Source organism: Nonomuraea sp. ZG12 (assembly GCF_052068115.1).
In the GTDB taxonomy this organism is placed as follows: Bacteria; Actinomycetota; Actinomycetes; order Streptosporangiales; family Streptosporangiaceae; genus Nonomuraea.
In genome coordinates, this window is sequence record NZ_JBQHCW010000004.1 from 68,642 (window position 1) to 85,999 (window position 17,358).

Here is a 17,358-nt window from a genome sequence, read left to right on the forward strand (position 1 = left end):
ACTGTTGCGGGCGAGCAGGTGTTCGACGGACAATTTCGGCGTGACCCGGGACAAATACGCAAGACTCGCGGTGATCATTGCGACGTTCGTCCTAGTTCCGGTGTTGCTGGAGATTCTGGCCTGGTACATCGAGGGTGAGGAGTACAGCGTCTCGCGCGCGCTGACCGTGATCTCCGTGCTGGTCGCGCTGGCGCTGGTGGCGCTCGTGGCCGGCAACGTCCGGGGCAGGCTGCCTGTGATGCTGGTCACCGCCCTGACCGTGGCCGCCGTCGTCGAGCTCGTCCTCGGGTTCGTCGCCGGTTTCGGGCCGGTGCTGTGGCGGTCCAGCCTGCCCGGCGAGCTGCTCGGGCTGACCATGATCGGGCTCAGCGTCTTCACCCTGCTGACCGGCTCCTACCTGCTGATCCTCTACCGGCGCGGCCTCTACCTGCCCTACCTGGACGCCACGGCGGGGCCCGCGCCCACCACGACCAAGCGCAAGGTGATAGGCGAGTCGGAGATCCTGATCCGGACCCTGCCGGAGCTGAGCCAGGCGATGGAGAAGGCGCTCGGCAGCTGCGTGTCCATGGTCGACCAGGAGGACCTGCACTTCGTGGCGTTCTTCGACACGCGGGGCTGCTGCTTCTACACCGACGTGCTCGACGACGCCGACCTCAGGCACTTCTTCCACGAGACCACCGCCGACGAGCGCCGCGACGGCTACCTCAAGATCGGCCGTCAGCTCGACTGGCTCGGTCAGCGGCTCGACTCCCAGCTCAGCACCATGGAGAGCGGCTCGGTCATCAGGACCGTCGTCGACCTGGAGCGCGGCGCCCTCTACCACTACTGGGTGGACCGCGGCCGCTATCTCGTCGGCGTCACCCTGGACCAGCGCAAGGTCGACATCGCCGACGACAAGATGGCCAGGCTCGTCGACATGATCCGCAGCCACTTCACCCTCCCGCCGATCAACCAGCGTCTCCCCCCGGAACGCGGCGGCGTCCTGCGTCCCCTCAAGAAAGAGCGCGAGTGGCCCGAATCCGGCTCCTGATCCTCGTCCTCCTCGCCGGCTGGGGCCTGGCGGAGCTGACCGGCCTCGACGGTCTCCAGCACTCGCCGGCGTACATGCTGGCGAGTTCACTGCTGCTGGCGGTCGGCCTGTACGGGAGCACGCACGGCATCGACCGGGCCGAGGCGCGCGCGAACGCCGGCATCATCGTGCTCGCGGTCACGGTCGGGGTGGTGCTGAAGGCCGCGTTCATCGCCGCCGTGATCTTCTTCTTCTACGACGACCCGTTCGCGCTGGTGCTGGCGGTGACGGTCGCCCAGATCGACCCCCTGTCGGTGGCCGCCGTGCTGACCGAGTCCCGGCTGTCGGCCAGGGCCAGGACGATCCTGGCCGCCTGGTCGTCGTTCGACGACCCGGTGACCGTGGTGCTGTCGGTGTACGCGGCCACGCTCGCCTTCTCCGGTGACGGCGTGGGGCTGGGCGAAGTGGCGGACCTCGGCTGGAACGCGCTGTTCGCCGTCGTCGCCTACCTGGTGTGGCGGCTGGTCCGCGGCGGCCCCCCGTGGCTGATCCACGCGACCGCGGTCACGGCGATCCTGGTCGGCGCGTGGACGTTCCTCATGCTGGGCCTGGCGATCGCGGGCCTGTTCCTGCGCCTGCCGGACAGCCGGCGGATCGAGCAGGCGGTGTCGGTGGCGTTCCCGCTGGCCGCCCTCCTCATGGGGATGCTGCTGGTCGGCGGCGTCGACGTCGCCGAGGGAATCGTGCTGGGCGTCACCGCGTTCGCCGCCCAGATGCTGGCCGCGGCGTTGCTCACCTGGCGGCTGCCGGTGATGGACCGCGTGCACCTGGCGCTGGCCCAGCAGAACGGCGTCACCGCCGTCATCCTGGCGCTGGTCTTCGAACGCTCACTGGACGGGTTCGTCGCGGTGGTCGCGCCGGCGATCGTCACCATCAACGTCATCCACGCCCTGGCCAACCATGCGGCCAACCGGGCGGTCAACGCGTGGGAGGCGCGGTCATCTCCTGGAGAACCAGCGCCGCTTCCTGACCGGCACCACCCGGGCGACGGTGACGCCGGAGAGACGGTCGACCGTGCCTGACTCGACCGCGGCCAGCGCCCGCAGCACCTCGCCCTCGATCACGAACGGCACCGGCCCGGCCACGTCCACCACCACGGCCGCCGCCTGCTCGCTGACGGCCGCCTGACACACCTGCAGGGTGGTCGCCTGGATGGGCCGCGCGTCGGCGCGCCACCGGGTCAGCGCCTCGGTGCCGGTGAAGGCGAGCACGGCCTGCCTGCCGTCCTGGCCGACGAGCTTGGGCAGCGCCATCTCGCTCTCCTTCTCCTGCCGCAGCCCGTGCTCGCCCACCTCGGACTCGGTCAGCAGGGCGACGACGGGGACGAGCAGGCGGGCGCCGCCGAGGGCGCCGAGCACCCGGTCGGGCCCGGCCGTGCCGTCCTGGTAGGCGGCCAGCGCGGCGGCCACGGCCGGGGCGGCGCCGCCGTCGTCGGTGGGGTCGAGAGGCTGAGGAATGCTCGGCACAACGCCCGAGACTACCCGCGCTCCGCCTCGCCCCCCGCACCAGCCTCGCGTAAACGATCGGTCACGCAAGGCAAGGTACGCCGCTCTGCTGCACTCCATCGTGGCCAATCGCCCCTTCGTCGACGGCGACAAGCGCGCAGGCTGGCTCACCTTGTACGTCTTCTGCGCCAAGAACGGCTTGGATCTCGAGCCGGTCGACGATGACGCGGCGTATGACCTGGTCGTCGCAGTCGCGTCCGGCAAACTGACGGAGGTCCGCGAGATCGCCGACATGCTGCGGAGCCTCACGCCGGGGCCTTGATCCCCGAGAGAGGGTGTGCGTCCCATGAAGGGACGTCCGTTCGGTACGGCGGTCGCTACGTGAGGTCGCTGAGGGCCTTGCCCGACGCCTTGAGCGCTGCCTCCATCGCCGCGCGACCCGGCGTCCTGGGCTCCTCGACGGGCTCCTGGTCGTCCTCGGCGTCCAGCAGGGGCTCGGTGTCGCTCTCGGGCACGTTCTCGTCGGGTGTGCTCATCAGGCAGAATCCTTCCTGGTCAGGGCTGTGATATCCCCGCCCTTACCCGGCACCCGGCGGGCGAACCGGCCCCGTCCGGGGCCGTCAGCCGGGTGGTGGGTCGTCCACCGGGGGGAGGGCGGTCTCCGCCTCCTCGTGGCCGGCGCCGGTGGCTCTGAGTAGGTCGACGACGATCGACCGGAGCTGCGCCACGATCACGGAGGCGGAGAAGCCGAGCTGCTCGGGCCGTTCCCGGTGCGCCACGGCCAGCAGGGCCTGCCGGGCGAGGACGGGCTCGCGGCCCGCCGCCAGTTCGAGCTGCAGCAGCAGCGCCGCCTCCGACACCTCGCGCATCGCCTCGGCCAGCACCAGCGGCGGCGGGCGCAACTCGCCGAGCGCGGCCAGCGTTCTGCGGGCGAGCACGCGGACGTTCCTGAGCGCGTGGTCCACCGGTTCGGCCGCCGTCTCGTACCTGGCCAGCCTGGCCCGGCGGTGCCAGTGCATCGGTGAGATCATGATGATCTCCTTGCTGGTCTGCAGCGCCTGCTCGAACTCCTCGACCGCGGCCTGGGTGCCGCGTGCCTCCTCCAGCGCCTCGGCGGCCAGGTCGGCGTCGCGTTTCTCGATCGCCTCGGCGGCCTGCTCCAACGCCGTGGACAGGGCGTCGAGCACCCCGGAGGCGTGCTTGGCGGCGAGGGTGAGCGGGCTGGCGGGCATCAGCGCCACGGCCGCGAGACCGACGAGGCCGCCGGTGAGCGCGTCGAGCATCCGGTCCAGCCCACCCGAGTCGTCGCCCGGCAGCACCGCCACGACCAGCACGGCGGAGGAGGCCACCTGCGCCACGAACAGCGCCCCGCTGTTCAGCAGCACGGCGGTGACCATCGCCAGCGCCACCACCAGGGCGATCTGCCAGGCTCCGGAGCCGATCCAGGCGACCAGGAGGTCGCCGACCCCCACGCCGAGGCTGACGCCCACCACCAGCTCGGCGACCCTGCGCAGCCGCTGGCCGAGCCCGATGCCGACGCTGATCAGCACCGCGATCGGCGCGAAGAAGGGTCGCGCGTGGCCGAGCACCTGCGTGGCGATCAGCCAGGCCAGCCCCGAGCCCACGGCGGCCTGCGCGATCGAGGGGGCCACCAGCCCGAACGACCTCAACCGCTCCCGTATGTGCTCGCCGAGCTTCGTTGCCACTCTTCCCACCTTGGCCGATCATTATGACATTCCGGTCACACCGTCCATGGAGGCCGAAAAGGACCGGTAGCCATCTACCTCGTTGGCGAGGCCTTCAACGTCGGCCCGCCGTACAAGATCTTCACGGGAGCCACTGAGGCGCTCAGCAGGGCGCGGCCAGGAAGTCGTCCACCGCATGCATGAACGCCATGCGCTCGGTGGTGTGGATCAGGTGGCCGGCCTCGATGGTGACCAGCTTGGCCCCGGGGATGCGCTCGGCCAGCTGGCCGGGGTCGAGGTGACTGGCCCGGCCGCCCGACAGCACCAGCGTCGGCGCCGAGATGGTCGCCAGGTCCGCCGCCCAGGCCGGGTCCGGCTCGCGGAACTGCCGTTCGGTGTCGTGCATCATGCGCCAGTCGAAGCCGGTGGAGCCGTCCTCCACCACGGGCTCGCGGCCCAGCAGCGGGACCGGCGGGACCGCGTCCTCCAGCACCAGCCGCTGGACGAGGCCGGGATGCCGGATCGCCAGGTGGTAGGCGACCGCGCCGCCCAGCGAGTGGCCCACCAGCGTGGCGCGCTCGATGTCGAGCTGGGCGAGGAGGGCGGCGATGTCGTCGGCCATCGCCGGGAGCGGGTACTCCCCCGGATGGCCGCTGGCGCCGTGGCCGCGCAGGTCGGGCACGATCACGTGGTGGCGGGCCGCGAAGTGCTGGGTGAAGCCGTTCCAGTCGTTGTGGTCGGCCGTCCGCCCGTGCAGCAGCACGAGAGCCGGGGCGGCCGGATCCCCCTCTTCGCGGAAGGAGAGCATGATCCCGTTCACGACTGCTTTGCGAATCACACCGCGACACTACTGCCGTCCCCTCCCACGTTGGCAGACATTGCCGGTGAAAGCCGGTTTCCCGCGTCAGTAACGTGAAGCCGGGTATGCCGATCAAGGGCCAGGCCAGCGGGTGCGAAGGGGCGAGGAATGCCGGATCCGATCGAAGTGCGCAAGGTGCCGATCGAGAGCGTCACGGACGCCTCCGGATTGGCGCGGCTGATCGACGACGGGGTGATCGAGGCCCGCCGGGTCCTCGCCGTCGTCGGCAAGACCGAGGGCAACGGCGGGGTGAACGACTACACGCGCATCCTGGCCGACCGGTCCTTCCGCGACGTGCTGGCGGCCAAGGGGCATCCCGCGCCGGAGACCGTGCCGCTGGTGTGGTCGGGCGGCACCGACGGGGTGCTGAGCCCGCACGCCACCGTCTTCGCCACCGTGGACCCCGCGCGCACGGTCGCCTCCGACGAGCCGCGCGTGTCGGTCGGGGTGGCGATGAGCGAGGTGATCCTGCCGGAGGACATCGGCCGGCCGGCCATGGTGGAGAAGGTCGCGGCCGGGGTGCGCGAGGCGATGAAGATCGCCGGCATCGACGACCCGCGCGACGTCCACTACGTGCAGACCAAGACGCCGCTTCTCACGCTGTCCACCATCACCGACGCCAAGAGCCGCGGCCAGGACACCGCCATCGAGGAGACCGGGCCGTCGATGGACCTGTCCAACTCCACCACCGCGCTCGGCGTCGCGGTGGCCCTCGGCGAGATCGACATGCCGTCGGCGGACCAGATCCACAAGGACCTGACGCTGTACTCGTCGGTCGCGTCCTGCTCGTCCGGCGTGGAGCTGGACCGGGCGCAGATCGTCCTGGTGGGCAACGTACGGGGCATCGGCGGCCGCTACCGCATCGGCCACAGCGTCATGCGCGACGCCCTGGACGCCGACGGCATCTGGGAGGCGATCCGCGACGCGGGCCTGCCCCTGCCCGCCCGCCCGCACCACTCCGACCTGGGCGGCCGGCTGGTGAACGTCTTCATGAAGTGCGAGGCGGACCCGTCGGGCCGGGTCCGGGGCCGGCGCAACATCATGCTCGACGACTCCGACGTGCACTGGCACCGCCAGATCAAGGCCACGGTGGGCGGCGTGGCGGCGGCCGTCACCGGCGACCCGGCGGTGTTCGTCTCCGTCGCCGCCGTGCACCAGGGCCCCTCGGGCGGCGGCCCGGTCGCGGCGATCGCCGACCTGTCGGAGGAGGAGAAGGAGGAGGGTTAGACGGACAGGCGCTTGAGCCGGGCCACGGCCTCGTCGATGACCTCGTCCTTCTTGCAGAAGGCGAACCTGACGAAGTGGCCGCCGCGCTCGGGGCGGTCGTAGAAGACCTGCGTCGGGATGGCCACCACGCCCGCCAGCTCCGGCAGCCGGCGGGTGAACTCCAGCCCGTCGGTGAAGCCGAGCGGGCGGATGTCGGTCTGCACGAAGTAGGTGCCCGCGGGCTCGAACACCTCGAAGCCCGCGGCCGACAGCCCGTCCATCAGCCGGTCCCGCTTGTCCTGCAGGGAGGCGCGCAGGGCGGCGACCCACTCCCGCTCGTGCCGCAGCCCGAAGGCGACCGCCACCTGCCAGGGCGCGCTCGCAGTGAAGGTGAGGAACTGCTTGACCGTCTGCACGGCCGTGACCAGCTCGGCGGGGGCGCACACCCAGCCGGTCTTCCAGCCGGTGACGGAGAACGTCTTGCCCGCCGAGGAGATCATCACCGTGCGCTCCCGCATGCCCGGCAGCGTGGCCAGCGGGATGTGCTCGACGCCGTCGAACGTGAGGTGCTCGTACACCTCGTCCGTGACCGCGACCAGGTCGTGCTCCTGGCAGAGCTCCGCGATGAGGGTCAGCTCCTCGCGTGTGAAGACCGTACCGGTGGGGTTGTGCGGTGAGTTGACCAGGATCATCCGCGTCCGCGGCGTGACGGCGGCGCGCAACTCGTCCGGGTCGAAGGCGAAACGGCCACCGGAAGGGCGCAGCGTCACCCCGACCAGCCGAGCCTGCGCCAGCGCGATCGAGGCGGCGTAGGAGTCGTAGTAGGGCTCGAAGGCGATCACCTCGTCGCCCGGCTCGCACAGCGCGAGCACCGAGGCGGCGATCGCCTCGGTCGCGCCGACCGTGACCAGGATCTCGCCCGCCGGGTCGTAGGCGAGCGCGTAGTGCTCGGCCCGGTGCTCCGACACGGCCTGTCTCAGCTCCATGACGCCGGGGCCCGGAGGATACTGGTTGGCTCCCGACCTGATCGCGTGCACGGCGCGGTCCAGCATCGCCGCGGGCCCGTCGGTGTCGGGAAAGCCCTGACCCAGATTGATCGCTCCGGTCTGGGTGGCCAGGGCGCTCATTTCCGCAAAAATCGTCGTGCCGAAGGAGCGCATCCGGGAGACAAGTGGTTCCGTCACATGTTCACACTAGTAGGCCGGGCCGGTGATCTTCGGACCGCTGGAGACCTCGTAAGGTGGTTTCTCTGAGCACTGGGACGCGTATACGCGAGCTGGACGCCCTCCGCGGCTTCGCGGTGGGCGGGATCATGCTGGTCAACACCTGGCAGCACGCCGGCCACGAGCCGGCCACCGGCATCGACTGGGCCATCGACAACCTCTTCCAGAGCCGCTTCTACCCGATCTTCTCCCTGCTGTTCGGCATCAGCTTCGTGCTGTTCCTGGAGCGGGCCGACCGGTGGGTGCTGCTGCGGCGGCTGTTCTGGCTGCTGATGTTCGGGCTGATCCAGCACACCTGGTACACCGGCGAGGTGCTGATCGACTACGCGTTCTTCGGCGCGCTGGTGCTCGTGCCCGCGTCGTTCCTGCCCGGCGGCGTCCCCGTGCTGGTGCTCGGCCTGGCGCTGCTCGGCTGGAGCTTGGTGAACGACGGAGGCGTCCTGCCGCTCGACGGCCTGCCCGAGATCGTCCCCACCGGGCCCCTGCTCATCCCCGCCGCGTTCCTGATCGGCATGGGGCTCATGCGGCTGCGGCCGTCCCGGCGGCTGCTGGCGCCCGCGTTCGCGGTGAGCGTGCTGACCTCCGCGCTGCTCGTCGCCGTCTGGGCGGCCACCGGCGACTGGACCGTCTACCTCACCGCCGCCATCGCCGGGGCCGCCGCCTACTCCACCGGGCTGCTGCTGGCGCTGCGGCCGTGGCTGTCGGCGGCGCTGGAGCCGCTCGGCAAGATGGCGCTGACCAACTACGTCTCCGGCACCCTGGTCATCTTCTTCGCCGAGCCACTGCTCGACACCGATCCGACCCGCTGGTCGGTGATCGCGGTGGCGGCCGTCACGCTGGCCGTGCAGGTCCTTTTCAGCAGGTGGTGGCTGGGGCGCTACAGGTATGGACCGCTTGAGTGGATCTGGCGATGCCTGACGTGGTTTCGGTACGTGCCGAACGGGTTAGAGTCGGGCCGTGACGAGAATCGCCCTCTGCCAGATCCCGGTGTCACCTGATCCGGCGGCCAACCTGACAAGGGTCCGCGAAGCTCTGGCCGGAGCCGAGGGCGCGGACCTCGCGATCTTCCCCGAGGCGACGCTCACCCGCTACGGCAGGCGCATCTCCGAGCTGGCCGAGCCGCTCGACGGGCCCTTCGTCTCCGGCCTGGCAGAGGCGGCCAGGGAGCACGGCCTCGCGGTGATCGCCGGGACGTTCGAGCCCGGCGCGGGCCGGGTGCACAACACCGCCGTGGCCATCGACCGCGACGGCGAGATCAAGGGCGCCTACCGCAAGATCCACCTGTTCGACTCCTTCGGCGCGAAGGAGTCCGAGCTGGTCGCCCCCGGCGCCGAGCCCACCGTGGTGGAGCTCGCCGGGATCCGCGTCGGGCTGGTCACCTGCTACGACATCCGCTTCCCCGAGCTGACCAGGGCGCTCGTCGACCGGGGCGCCGAGATGTTCGCCGTCATCGCCGCCTGGGGCTCCGGCCCGCTCAAGGAGGACCACTGGGTCACCCTGGTGCGCGCCCGAGCGCTGGAGAACACCATGTGGACCGCCGCCGTCGGCCAGGCGCCCAACCCGGCCGAGGCCAAGGACGGCTACGGCGTGGGCCACAGCATGCTCGTCGACCCATTGGGAGTGGTCCGGGCCGACCTCGGCGCCTCACCCGGCGTCCAGGTCGTCCATCTGGACCTGGAGGCGACCGCCTCCTACAGGGCCACCTTGCCCTGTCTCGAACATCGGGTTCTGGGGATCAGTAGATCGTAAAGTGGGAATCGTGAGCGGAACGCAGATGCAGAAGGTGGTCCCGCCGCGTCTGCTCGTGCCGTACCTTTCGGGCAAGCGCACTGTCATATCCGGCTACGTCTACCGCGTGCAGGACTGCGCCAGGCTGACCACGCCCATGCAGCTCTTCTCCGGGTTAGACCTGTCGTTCGACGGCTCGGAGCTGACCGGCGAGGTGCCCGAGCTCTACGTCATGCGCTGGCACGCGCGCGAGATCGACACCTACGCCGTGCCCTACGGCCCGCACATGGGCGGCGACTGGAGCGACACGCCGCCCTTCGCCGGCAACGGGTTCACCACCTCGCGCGACCACGTGGTGCCGCAGTTCCACACCATTCCGACGCCGATCCCGGCAGGGGCGCAGATCGTGCACATCACCGGCGAGGGCGAGCGGCCGTTCGCCGACTACGACGGGCTGACCTGGCGGCCCGCGGCATGAGCGAGGAGATCACCCCCGTCGCCTCCGGCTTCGTCGCCCGGTTCGGCGAGCGCACCCTCCCCGCCGCGCTCGGGCCCGACGACCAGGTGGTGCTGTTCAGCGAGGAGGAGCTGGACGGCTTCGAGCCCGCGGCCGGCTACTGGCGGCGCGCCATCGCCCGGCCTGAGTTGGAGGGGCTCGTGCTGATCCGCACCGTCGGCACGTTCGGCGGCGAGCCGTGCATCGTGCTCGACGAGGACGACGACGGCCTGCACATCGCCTACACCGGCCACAGCGGGATGAAGGCCGAGGCCCTCGGCTACTGGATGGTCGACCACGGCGCCTACGAGGTCGTGGTGCCGCGCGAGGAGGTCTTCTCGATCCGGGTCGAACGGATCCCCGTCCCCTAGCGGCGGCCCAGCGTGCGGTAGCGGGACAGGCGGGTGGCCATGCGGTCCGCCGGGGTCCGCTTCAGCAGGCCGGCGATCTCGTACTCCAGCGCCCGGCCCACCCGCTCGCAGAACGCCCGCTGCTCGTAGGCGGCGTCCGGCACCTCGGGGATGACCCGGTCCACGATGCCGTCGCGGCGCAGGTCGGTGGCGCGGATGCGCTGCGCCTGGGCGATCTCCGGCGCGAAGTCCACGCTGCGGTAGAGGATCGCCGAGGCGCCCTCGGGCGGCAGCGGCGACAGCCAGGCGTGCTGCGCGCACAGCACCCGGTCGGCCGGCAGCAGCGCCAGCGCGGCCCCGCCCGCGCCCTCGCCGAGCAACAGGCAGACCGTCGGCGCGTCGAGGGTGACGAGCTCGGCCAGGCTGCGGGCGATCTCACCGGACAGCCCGCCCTCCTCGGCGGACTTCGACAGCGCCGCCCCCGCCGTGTCGATCACCGTGACGAGCGGCAGCCCCAGGTCGGCGGCCAGCCGCATGCCGCGCCTGGCCACCCGCAGTCCCGCGGGGCCCAGCGGCGCATTGGCCCGCTGCCTGCGCCGGTCCTGGCCCAGCACCACGGCCGGAGCCGTGCCGAACCTGGCCAGGGCCAGCAGCAGGCCGGGCTCGTTCTCGCCCGCGCCACTGCCGCTGAGCGGCGTGACGTCGGTGGCGGCCAGCTTGAGCAGCGTCCGCACGCCCGGCCGGTCGTCGCGGCGCGAGCGGGTGATCGCCTCCCACGCCTCGACCGGCCGCAGATCCTCCTGCGGCGCCTCCCCCGCCACGGCCTTCGACCCGTCGTCGGACAGCACGGACAAGGCGCCGATCGCGGCGTCCCGCGCGTCGTCCGCCGCCACCACCGCGTCGATCAGCCCGTGCTCGTGCAGGTTCTCCGCCACTTGCACGTGCTCCGGGAACGGGTAGCCGTGCAGCGACTCGAACACCCTCGGGCCGACGAAGCCGATGAGGGCGCCCGGCTCGGCCGCCGTGACGTGCCCGAGCGAGCCCCACGACGCGAACACCCCGCCGGTGGTCGGATGGCGCAGGTAGACCAGGAACGGCAGGCCCGCGGTCCGGTGCGCCTGCACCGCCACCGTGATTTTGATCATCTGCACGAAGGCGAGCGCGCCCTCCTGCATCCTGGTGCCGCCCGAGGCGGGCGCGGCCAGCAGCGGAAGCCGCTCACGGGTGGCCCGCTCGATCGCGGAGACCATCCGCTCGGCCGCCGCCAGCCCGATCGACCCGGCCATGAAGGAGAACTCGCACGCCACCACGGCCACCCTGCGCCCGCCCAGCAGCCCCTCGCCGGTGACCACCGCCTCGTCATAGCCCGACTTGACCCGGGCCGCGGCCAGCTCCTCGGCATAGGAGGAGCCCGGCTCCGCAGGGTCGTCGGGCGGCGCGTCCCACGATATCCACGAGCCCCCGTCGAGGACCGTTTCGATCAGCGTACGCGCGTCCGGACGGCTCACCATCGCTCCTTTTCGTCCACCGGTGATCCCATGTTGACGCACGAGAGCGCCGATCGGTGCCCGTGAAACCCGATCATCGCTCTCGTTCTTCGAGCCAGCGGAGCACGTCGCCGCCGTCCTGGCCGAGCGCGGGCGGCGCGGTGTGCGTCATGCCCGTGAGGCCGTCGAAGCGCAGCGGTGGCCCTGGCAGCTCGATCGTGCCGAGCACCGGATGGTCCACCTCGACCAGCAGCCCCTGGGAGCGGGTCTGCTCCCAGGAGTAGACCTCGTCGAGTGAGCGGATGGCGCCTGCCGGGACTCCGGCCTCCCCGAGCCTGGCCAGCCAGTGGGCCCGGTCGTGGGCGGCCAAGGCCTTCTCCATGTCGGCGATCAGCTCATCCCGGTGCGCGAATCTCTCCCTGTTGGTCGCATATTTCGCTATATGCGGGTCAATGTCGAGTAGCGAGGCCACTTTCTTCCATTGGACCTCGTTCGCGGCGGCGATCTGTAGCATCCCGTCCGCGCACCGGAAAGCGCCGTAAGGGGCGATCGAGGCGTGATGGTTGCCGTTCGCGCGGGGTACCTGACCGCCCACGGTCCAGGCGGTGCCGTGGTAGGAGTGCACGCCGGTGACCGCCGCCAGCAGGGACGTCCGTACGACCCGGCCCCGGCCCGTGCGCTCGCGCTCGTACAGGGCCGCGACCACGCCGTACGCGCCGTGGATGCCGGCGAGCAGGTCGGCGACCGAGGCGCCCACCCGGTACGGCTCGTCGCCGGACGGGCCGGTCAGCGACATCAGCCCGGCCTCCCCCTGCGCGATCTGGTCGTAGCCCGGCCGGCCGCCCTCGGGGCCGTCATGGCCGAACCCGGTGATCGACAGGACGACCAGCCTGGGGTTGAGCTCGTGCAGCCGGTCGACCGGGAAGCCGAGACGGTCGAGCACGCCGGTGCGGAAGTTCTCCACCAGCACGTCGCTCTGGGCCACCAGCCGCTCGATGAGCTCCTTGCCGTCGGGTGACTTCAGATCGACGGCGATGGATTGTTTGTTGCGATTAGCCGCAAGGAAATAGGTCGATATTTCGCGATCTGGGCCTACGAAGGGCGGTCCCCAGTCCCGCGACTCGTCTCCCCCGTCCGGATGCTCCACCTTGATGACCCGGGCGCCCAGGTCCCCGAGCATCTGCGCGGCATGCGGGCCGGCGAGGGCCCTGGACAGATCGAGCACCACGATGTCACCCAGCGGTCCGAGCAAGATCGACCTCCAGAATGGTCCGAAACGGCCATTCTTTCAGGCTTAGCTCCACCGTCGCCTAACCTGGGCCCCGTGATCTCCCTGGCCCGTCGCATCCAGGCCCGCCCGCCCTCCTGCGGCCCGGTCCGCCTGGTGGCCGTCGACGGTCCCGCCGGCTCGGGCAAGACCACCCTCGCCGACCGGCTGGCGACCGCCCTGAGCTGCCAGGTGATCCACAGCGACGACTTCCCGGTGCCCTGGGACGAAGGGCCGGGCCCCTGGTTCGACGCCCTCGACCGGCAGGTCCTCCAGCCCTTGCGCCACGGCCGGTCCGGCTGTTTTCGCCGGTATGACTGGGTACGCGGCGACTACGGGGACCGTGTCGTGGTGCCGGTGGCGCCGGTGCTCGTCATCGAGGGGGTGGGGACGGCCCGGGCCTCGGCGGCGGGCCTGCTGGCGTACGTCATCTGGGTCGAGGCGGCCGAGGAGGTGCGGCTGCGGCGCGTCCTCGGCCGGGACGGCGAGGAGCTCGCGGCACAGTGGCGGAGCTGGTTCGCCGCCGAACGCGCCTGGTTCGCCGCCGACGGCACCCGCGCCAGGGCCGACGAGATCATCACCACCTAGGCCCGCTCGTCACTGGGTGAGCCACCGGAGCATGCTCGACCCACTGGAGGATGCTCGACCGCTGTGGCTCGCTCCCGGCCGGGGTGCGGGATCATGGCTCCAGGTGGTGAACGGCGTTGAAGTGCAGCAGCGTGAGCCGGCCGTCCGCCGCGTGCCAGGTCGAAACGGAGGCGTTCAGGATCGGGGCGAACTCCGCCAGACCGGCCAGCTCCGCGTCCGGGGACTCGGCGATCACGTGCCGCAGCACGAGCACCACGGAGTCGTGCGCGACGATCAGCACCCGCCGCCCGCGCGCCCGTTCGCGCAGGTCCGGGAGGAGGTCGCGCAGGCGGGCCGCCACGTCCGCGAAGGACTCCCCCTGCGGCGGGCGGTAGCGGTATTCGCCCTCCGCCCGCAGCCGGGCCAGCTCCTCGGGGAAGCGCAGTGCGATGGCGGCCTCGTTGTAGGGAGCCAGCAGGCCCCACTCCCGGTCCCTCAGCCGCTCGTCCACCGTGAGCGGGAGGGTGGCCGCATCCCATGTCTCCTGGGCGACGGCCCAGGTCTGGCGGGCCCGCAGGTACGGCGAGCACCAGACGAGCTCGGGCGCCTCGCCTGAGGGCAGGGCGGCCAGCAGGCGGCCGAGCGCGGCGGCCTGCGTCCGGCCGGCCTCGGTCAGCGCCACCTCGTCGTCGCCGCGCTCGTAGACCAGCGGATCGTCGCCCGCCTGCCGGTAGGCGACGTTGGCCTCGCTCTCGCCGTGCCGCACGGCGATGATCCGCGTCGGGCACATGACCTCATTCTCCAACAAACCCCTCAATCTTGTACGGTCGGCCGGAGGACTCAACCTTCGGCAGCACAACTTCAGCTCAGGTGCCGACGCCGGGTGGTGGGCGTCATGGGCTCGCGCTCCCGACGAAACCCAACCCGTCTTCATCCGGAACCTGCCGCCCGCTGGGCGTATCACCTGGCCCCTCCTGCGCCCGACATACCGCAGACATACCGCGCACCCCTACTTTGGTGTGCATGTCTTCCTCGCGGCGGTGGCTCGCCGTCCTGATTCTGGTCTCCGCGTTCCTGGTACCGGCCCCTCCGGCCGCAGCGGCCGCGTTGTCCGATGCGGGCTTCTTCGGCAGGTGGAGCGCCGGCGCCTGGACGGTGGGGCCGCGACTGAACTACGCGCACGCGGGCCTGAAGTCCGTGGAGAGCGCGGTGAAGGCGGGCGACTACGCGCTGGCCAAGCGGCGACTGCTGGATCACTACCGCGCGCGCCCGGCCATCGAGGCGGGCGGCTTCTCGCATACGACCTGGCCTGGCGCCCTAGAGCTGACCCCCAGCCACATCTGGACGCTGGGATCGGGCGAGGTCTACATCAAGACGCTGACCTTCGGCCCCGGGGAGAAGACGGTCACGGCGGACGTCACGAGCAGCATCGCCAGCGGCAAGCCCGGATTTTTCCTGATGAGCCGCTACAAGGACGCGGTCATCGCCCTCATCAACAGCAGGAGCAAGGGGTCGGGCAAGCCCACCCTCCGTCTGACCCTGGCCGACGGCTCGGTGAAGACCCTTCGCCCCACGCACGACACCTACATCTGGGCGGCCCACCCTGGCAACTTGTACGGCACGAAGTACTACATGCAGGTCAGCGACCAGGGCATCGGGCCGTTCACCGGCGAGACGCGCAAGGCGTACCTGCGGTTCGACCTCGGCGGCGTCACCGGCGTGAAGAAGGCGGAGCTGACGCTGACCGGCACGGCCGACACCGCAAAGGACATCATGCTGTACGGCAACGCCGAGACCTTCGACGAGGCCACCCGCGCCTGGTCCAACACTGTGCAGAACACGTTCTCCTGGGAGGGCGACCCCGGCGGCTTCGACTGGAAGCTCCCCGGCGATGTCGACAAGGAGTATCTTGTCGCCGACAAGGAGTACCTCTACCAGCTTCCCCGCTTCTACTTCGCCGGCCCGCTGGCCCTGGAGTACCAGAAGACAGGCGACGAGCAGCACGCCCGCACGCTCCTCGGCCTGATGACCGACTTCATCAAGGACGCCGACGCCTACGACGCCGACCAGGGCGCCGGTTCATACCCGGGCAACCTGCACGCCGCACGCCGCCTGCACAACTGGATCGCGGCCTACGAGATCCTGCGCAAGAGCCCGTCGCTGACCGCCGAGGCCAACACCGCGATCCTCAAGACGATGAACCGGGCCGGCCAGTACCTGCAGGTGAACGTCAACGGCACGCCGAACAAGATGCAGTCACAGAAGATCACGCTGCTGCACGCCTCCGTCTACTTCCCGGAGTTCAGCGCCGCGCCCGCGTGGCGCACCAACGCCGCCGACTTCCTCTCGGCCCAGCTCAACGACTCGACCTACGCCGACGGCGGCTACAAGGAGTCCACGGACGCCTACCTGCGGGGCTACCTCAGACAGTACGTGGACGTCGTCGCCTACATGCGGCGAAACGGCATCACGTTCACCGCCACCGCCAAGCTGCGGCAGTTGGCTCGCTTCCTCATGGACCAGAGCTATCCCAGCGGGTACGGCCCGGCCTACGGCGACAGCGACTCCCTCGACCTGCGTAGCACCCTCAGGAGCCTGGGCGAGCTGCTCAACGACCACGAACTCCGCTACGTCGGCACCTCCGGCAAGTCGGGCGAGAAGCCTGCGCACACCTCCGCCCTCTACCCGGACACTCGGGTCGCGGTCTCCCGCTCCGGCTGGACCGCCGACGACTCCCACCTCCGGATCAACGCCGACCGCGGCAACCACAGCCACCCGGACGAGCTGGCGATCACCGCTTACGCATACGGCCGGCCACTCCTGCCCGACATGGGCACCTTCACCTACAGCACGGACGCCCAGGCGCTGTGGCTGCGGCGCACCACGGAGGCGCACAACACGATCGAGATCGACGAGGAGCCGCAGACGTCGACGGCGTCGGGCGGGATCTCGCATCTGATCACCAACCCCGCCTTCGACCTGATCGGCGCGAACACCGAGAGTTCCGCCGGTGTTCGCCATGAGCGATCCGTCCTGTCGCTGCACTCGGGCCTGTGGGTGGTCTCCGACCGGCTCAAGCCGGTGAGCACCACCGCCAGGCACCGCTACGAGCAGAACTGGCACTTCGCCTCGGACGCCAACCCCTCGATCCGCTCCGGGACGGAGACCACGACCACCACCTTCGCGACGGGCGCGAACCTCACGATCGTCCCCGCCGACCCGGCCGAGGTCGACTCCGACCTGCGCGACGGCTACTACGCGCCGCGCTTCTACTCGGTGGAGAACGCGAAGTACGCCTCCTATGTCAAGACGGCCACCGGCCGGACGACCTTCGACACCATCCTGCTGCCGTCCAAGGGCACGGCCGACACCTCGGTGACGGTGGAACGGCTCCCTGTGGGCACCACCCCGTCGCACCAGGCGACAGCCCTGAGCCTGAACGGCGGCGCGGGGGTCTACTACAAATCCTGGACCACGAAGGCGCCGCGCGCGTTCGGCTCCTACGCCTTCGACGGCAAGCTGCTCTACGCCGACGCCGGGTCGATCGTGATGGTCGACGGCTCGTCGGCCGAACGTGCCGGCGCGACCCTGGTCAAGGCACCGGCCCCGGTCAAGGACCTGGCCGTGGCCTTCGGCGGAGACGGCACCGTACGCATCGATGGCAGTGGGCTGACCGCGAGCACCGACCCGGCCAAGGCCATCGCGATCGCGGCGCCGAATGCCGCCGAAGTGATCCTCAACGGTAAGGTCGTTCCCTTCGAACGCGCGGGCGCCCTCATCTACGCGGCCGCCTGAAGGAGACTCATGATCTTGTACAACCGGCCGGGTCATCATCGACAGGGGTGCTGGACAGCCGGTCCGGCATGCGGTGCACGCTCGGCTTGAGATGTGCGGGCACGCTGTCCGGCCCCCGGCGCTGCCTGGTACCAGCAGTCCCAGGAAAACCGGACGGCTGGCTGGTCACCTGGCCGTCGCG

18 protein-coding genes are annotated in these 17,358 nt (G+C 70.8%); 10 read left to right on the forward strand and 8 right to left on the reverse strand.

Features of this window, described 5'->3' with window-relative positions; genetic code table 11:
• The first annotated feature begins 40 nt into the window (after positions 1-40).
• Both ACTMTF_RS14595 and ACTMTF_RS14600 read left to right on the forward strand, forming a co-directional pair.
• Positions 41-1,030, forward strand: coding sequence for a hypothetical protein (locus tag ACTMTF_RS14595; RefSeq protein ID WP_441111093.1), 990 nt, complete (start codon positions 41-43; stop codon positions 1,028-1,030).
• Positions 1,009-2,091 (forward strand): hypothetical protein, encoded by a 1,083-nt coding sequence (locus ACTMTF_RS14600; RefSeq protein WP_441111094.1) that lies wholly within the window; start codon positions 1,009-1,011, stop codon positions 2,089-2,091. The genes ACTMTF_RS14595 and ACTMTF_RS14600 overlap by 22 nt, the downstream gene beginning before the upstream one ends.
• On the opposite strand, the gene ACTMTF_RS14605 is transcribed toward ACTMTF_RS14600, so the two are convergent.
• Positions 2,008-2,535 carry an SseB family protein gene (locus ACTMTF_RS14605; protein ID WP_397002402.1) on the reverse strand — a complete coding sequence of 176 codons (528 nt, stop codon included), beginning with the start codon at positions 2,533-2,535 and terminating at the stop codon, positions 2,008-2,010. The two genes, ACTMTF_RS14600 and ACTMTF_RS14605, sit on opposite strands and share 84 nt — an antisense overlap.
• A gap of 100 nt (positions 2,536-2,635) precedes the next feature.
• Between ACTMTF_RS14605 and ACTMTF_RS14610 the strand changes: the two genes are divergently transcribed.
• Entirely contained in the window at positions 2,636-2,836 is a 201-nt protein-coding gene (locus ACTMTF_RS14610) for a hypothetical protein (RefSeq protein WP_441111095.1), read from the forward strand.
• A 55-nt stretch (positions 2,837-2,891) separates the two neighbouring features.
• Here the strand turns inward: ACTMTF_RS14610 and ACTMTF_RS14615 are convergent, their stop codons facing one another.
• From ACTMTF_RS14615 to ACTMTF_RS14625, 3 genes are all read right to left on the reverse strand, one after another.
• The gene (locus ACTMTF_RS14615; RefSeq protein ID WP_397003893.1) at positions 2,892-3,050 is read right to left on the reverse strand and encodes a hypothetical protein; all 159 of its coding nucleotides are present in this window, start codon (positions 3,048-3,050) and stop codon (positions 2,892-2,894) included.
• Between the two features lie 84 nt (positions 3,051-3,134).
• Complete coding sequence (locus tag ACTMTF_RS14620) at positions 3,135-4,220, reverse strand: FUSC family protein (protein ID WP_441111096.1); 1,086 nt, start codon at positions 4,218-4,220, stop codon at positions 3,135-3,137.
• A 142-nt stretch (positions 4,221-4,362) separates the two neighbouring features.
• Complete coding sequence (locus ACTMTF_RS14625; protein ID WP_441111097.1) at positions 4,363-5,037, reverse strand: alpha/beta fold hydrolase; 675 nt, start codon at positions 5,035-5,037, stop codon at positions 4,363-4,365.
• A 129-nt stretch (positions 5,038-5,166) separates the two neighbouring features.
• Here ACTMTF_RS14625 and ACTMTF_RS14630 point away from each other — a divergent pair, with 129 nt between their 5' ends.
• Positions 5,167-6,285 carry a ring-opening amidohydrolase gene (locus ACTMTF_RS14630; protein WP_441111098.1) on the forward strand — a complete coding sequence of 373 codons (1,119 nt, stop codon included), beginning with the start codon at positions 5,167-5,169 and terminating at the stop codon, positions 6,283-6,285.
• On the opposite strand, the gene ACTMTF_RS14635 is transcribed toward ACTMTF_RS14630, so the two are convergent.
• Positions 6,282-7,448, reverse strand: coding sequence for a pyridoxal phosphate-dependent aminotransferase (locus ACTMTF_RS14635; RefSeq protein WP_441111099.1), 1,167 nt, complete (start codon positions 7,446-7,448; stop codon positions 6,282-6,284). The two genes, ACTMTF_RS14630 and ACTMTF_RS14635, sit on opposite strands and share 4 nt — an antisense overlap.
• A 56-nt stretch (positions 7,449-7,504) precedes the next feature.
• On the opposite strand from ACTMTF_RS14635, the gene ACTMTF_RS14640 reads away from it, so the two are divergent.
• From ACTMTF_RS14640 to ACTMTF_RS14655, 4 genes are read left to right on the forward strand one after another with little or no spacing between them, the layout of a single operon-like run.
• The gene (locus ACTMTF_RS14640; RefSeq protein WP_441111100.1) at positions 7,505-8,485 is read left to right on the forward strand and encodes a DUF418 domain-containing protein; all 981 of its coding nucleotides are present in this window, start codon (positions 7,505-7,507) and stop codon (positions 8,483-8,485) included.
• Complete coding sequence (locus ACTMTF_RS14645; protein ID WP_441111101.1) at positions 8,445-9,236, forward strand: carbon-nitrogen hydrolase family protein; 792 nt, start codon at positions 8,445-8,447, stop codon at positions 9,234-9,236. Before ACTMTF_RS14640 ends, ACTMTF_RS14645 begins: the two co-directional genes overlap by 41 nt.
• Positions 9,237-9,246: 10 nt before the next feature.
• Complete coding sequence (locus tag ACTMTF_RS14650) at positions 9,247-9,693, forward strand: hypothetical protein (protein ID WP_441111102.1); 447 nt, start codon at positions 9,247-9,249, stop codon at positions 9,691-9,693.
• Positions 9,690-10,082, forward strand: a complete 393-nt coding sequence (locus ACTMTF_RS14655) for a hypothetical protein (RefSeq protein ID WP_441111103.1) — start codon at positions 9,690-9,692, stop codon at positions 10,080-10,082. The genes ACTMTF_RS14650 and ACTMTF_RS14655 overlap by 4 nt, the downstream gene beginning before the upstream one ends.
• Here the strand turns inward: ACTMTF_RS14655 and ACTMTF_RS14660 are convergent.
• Both ACTMTF_RS14660 and ACTMTF_RS14665 read right to left on the reverse strand, forming a co-directional pair.
• Positions 10,079-11,572, reverse strand: a complete 1,494-nt coding sequence (locus tag ACTMTF_RS14660) for a carboxyl transferase domain-containing protein (RefSeq protein WP_441111104.1) — start codon at positions 11,570-11,572, stop codon at positions 10,079-10,081. The two genes, ACTMTF_RS14655 and ACTMTF_RS14660, sit on opposite strands and share 4 nt — an antisense overlap.
• Before the next feature lie 70 nt (positions 11,573-11,642).
• Positions 11,643-12,800: a CaiB/BaiF CoA transferase family protein gene (locus tag ACTMTF_RS14665; RefSeq protein ID WP_441111105.1), complete on the reverse strand. Its 1,158-nt coding sequence runs from the start codon at positions 12,798-12,800 to the stop codon at positions 11,643-11,645.
• Positions 12,801-12,872: 72 nt separating this feature from the next.
• Here ACTMTF_RS14665 and ACTMTF_RS14670 point away from each other — a divergent pair, with 72 nt between their 5' ends.
• On the forward strand, positions 12,873-13,403 hold the full coding sequence (locus tag ACTMTF_RS14670; protein WP_441111106.1) for a uridine kinase family protein: 531 nt from the start codon (positions 12,873-12,875) through the stop codon (positions 13,401-13,403).
• 91 nt (positions 13,404-13,494) lie between these two features.
• On the opposite strand, the gene ACTMTF_RS14675 is transcribed toward ACTMTF_RS14670, so the two are convergent.
• Positions 13,495-14,172 (reverse strand): histidine phosphatase family protein, encoded by a 678-nt coding sequence (locus tag ACTMTF_RS14675; RefSeq protein WP_441111107.1) that lies wholly within the window; start codon positions 14,170-14,172, stop codon positions 13,495-13,497.
• A 233-nt stretch (positions 14,173-14,405) separates the two neighbouring features.
• Here ACTMTF_RS14675 and ACTMTF_RS14680 point away from each other — a divergent pair, with 233 nt between their 5' ends.
• Positions 14,406-17,177: a heparinase II/III family protein gene (locus ACTMTF_RS14680; RefSeq protein ID WP_441111108.1), complete on the forward strand. Its 2,772-nt coding sequence runs from the start codon at positions 14,406-14,408 to the stop codon at positions 17,175-17,177.
• Positions 17,178-17,358: the final 181 nt, after the last annotated feature.